Annotated in this window: 2 protein-coding genes and 1 tRNA gene; 2 read left to right on the top strand and 1 reads right to left on the bottom strand. The window is 47.3% G+C overall.

What is annotated here, in order from left to right; all coding sequences use genetic code 11:
- Positions 1–234 precede the first annotated feature (234 nt).
- A complete protein-coding gene (locus C4B57_08180) occupies positions 235–528 on the top strand; it encodes an integration host factor subunit alpha (GenBank protein ID PXF54118.1) in 294 nt (97 codons plus the stop codon).
- Between the two features lie 52 nt (positions 529–580).
- Here C4B57_08180 and C4B57_08175 read toward each other — a convergent pair.
- Positions 581–669, bottom strand: a tRNA-Leu gene (locus tag C4B57_08175).
- Between the two features lie 123 nt (positions 670–792).
- Between C4B57_08175 and C4B57_08170 the strand changes: the two genes are divergently transcribed.
- Positions 793–1,734, top strand: coding sequence for a riboflavin biosynthesis protein RibF (locus tag C4B57_08170; GenBank protein PXF54117.1), 942 nt, complete (start codon positions 793–795; stop codon positions 1,732–1,734).
- Positions 1,735–2,116: the final 382 nt, after the last annotated feature.

The following is a 2,116-nucleotide window of genomic DNA, read 5'->3' as shown; positions in this document are numbered from 1 at the left end:
CCTGGCTATGGTGGTATTTTTACCCATAGCTTGAGAAAAGACGATCACAGCTTGCCTCTGAAGGCTCAAAAGAGCCTCCTGTGCTGCGTCACAAAATTCGCCTGCGCTTATATGAAATATCCAGATCCTCTTGACTTAATGGATTTTTTTCTTTAGGTTATTTGCATTCGCTGAAAATATCAAATAGGACTCCCTGGCTTTTTTGTCTATATCAGTAAAGGAGGCTGTCTCAATATGTCTTTAACTAAGGCAGGTCTTGTAAATCACCTATACACAAGTAAAAATTTAAGCAAATCAGAATCTGTTCAAGCTGTAGAGAGCTTGCTTAAGATCATAAAAGATTGTCTCGAGTCAGGAGAGAACGTTCTCATCAGCGGCTTTGGCAAGTTTTCTGTCAAGGATAAGAGGGCCCGACGCGGCAGAAACCCGCACACGGGAGATGACTTGATCCTTGCTCCTCGAAGGGTCGTGACTTTTCGGCCGTCAGGAGTGCTGCGTCAAAAAATAAACGGAAAGACCGCGGAGTGATCCTGCTCAAAGGACGGCGATCCTAAATCTCAAATCCAAAACCATATTACAGTGGTGCCGAAGGGGAGATTCGAACTCCCACGGATATAAATGTCCACTAGATCCTGAATCTAGCGCGTCTGCCAATTCCGCCACTTCGGCTGATCGAAAACCATTAAATAGACAGTGCTTGCACTTGTCAAGAGCCCATTGTAGTGTCTGCCGATCAGGCAAGGAATCAGTGCCTGAGCAGGAACTGCAACCGCAAACTAAAGAGGGCTTGAAATGAAGGTCTACAAAGGCCTGCAAGAAATTGAAAAACCATTTTATCGGCCTGCACTGACTATAGGTAACTTTGATGGAGTACATCTGGGGCATCAGGCCCTTTTCCGACGGGTAGTGGAGCTTGCAGGGCCAAGAAACGGGGATACGGTAGCGCTTACCTTTGAACCTCATCCCATGAAGGTCTTGAGGCCTCAAAATCCGCCAAAGCTTATTTCGACAATGGATAATAAGGTAGAGCTGATAGCTGGGGCAGGCATAGAATACCTTATCTGCTTACCTTTTACCAAAGAACTCGCAGGCACTTCCGCCCACGATTTTGTCAATAAAATACTTCACCAGATTATAGGGACTGAGGACCTGGTCGTGGGATACGATTATGCCTTCGGCAAGGACCGGCGGGGAAATATTTCTTTACTCCAGGCCATGGGATCCAGGCTCGGATTTAAAGTCCACATAATTTCCCCTGTTACCGTGAACGGTATGGTAGTCAGCAGTACCAATGTCAGGGAACAGGTGACCCTGGGGGAGATGATGAAGGTCCGGCTCCTCCTCGGAAGGCATTACCAGATACATGGAATCGTACATGAAGGAATACATCGAGGCGGTCCGGTCGTAGGTTTTCCCACAGCAAACCTTCGCATTAACAGGGAGGATCTATGTCCCAAGCCGGGGGTATACGTAGTTCAGGTTATCCATCAAGGTCAGCGCTATGGAGGAGTGATGAATATCGGGTACAATCCCACCTTTGGCGGGCAGGAGCTGGGGGCCGAGGTCCACATCTTTGACTTCAATAAGGATATATACGGTCATCCGATTAGATTGGATTTGATTAAGCGCTTGAGGGATGAAAAGAAATTTGCCGGGCCAGAGGAACTGGCCGGACAGATCACCAGGGATGTGGAAGAAGCACGTCTCGTCCTTGCCGGAGAAAAAGGCCGGTAAAAGTTCTGTCACAAAAAGAAATTGTAAATATCCGGTGAACCCGTTTTATATCCTGCCTTGGAGCGGTTACCTTTTTCCGGGTTTCAAAGCTCACTCATCGCAGACCGGAGAGGCAGTGCAATTTGGTCCGCGATCGAAACCCTGCAAAAGGCAAACCGCTCCTGCGGCAGGGGGCACGGATGGCAACCGTTCACGGGAAGGGGATGTTTCTTTGAACAGTTTAACGGAAAGCTCCCGTAGTTTTCTTGGCTTTTGCTATGGAGTCTGTCCCGCAAATATTAGTTGCAAAATGAGGCCGAATTCGGTAAAATATTATATAATTTCAACATGATAATTGCTTTTTGAGGGCCTCATGAACTACAATTTCAGAAGCTATAATCCG

The sequence above is a fragment of the Deltaproteobacteria bacterium genome (assembly GCA_003194485.1).
Lineage (GTDB): Bacteria > Desulfobacterota > Dissulfuribacteria > Dissulfuribacterales > UBA3076 > UBA3076.
The sequence above is the reverse complement of the archived record's forward strand: the minus strand, read 5'-3'. Positions and strand labels throughout refer to the sequence as shown.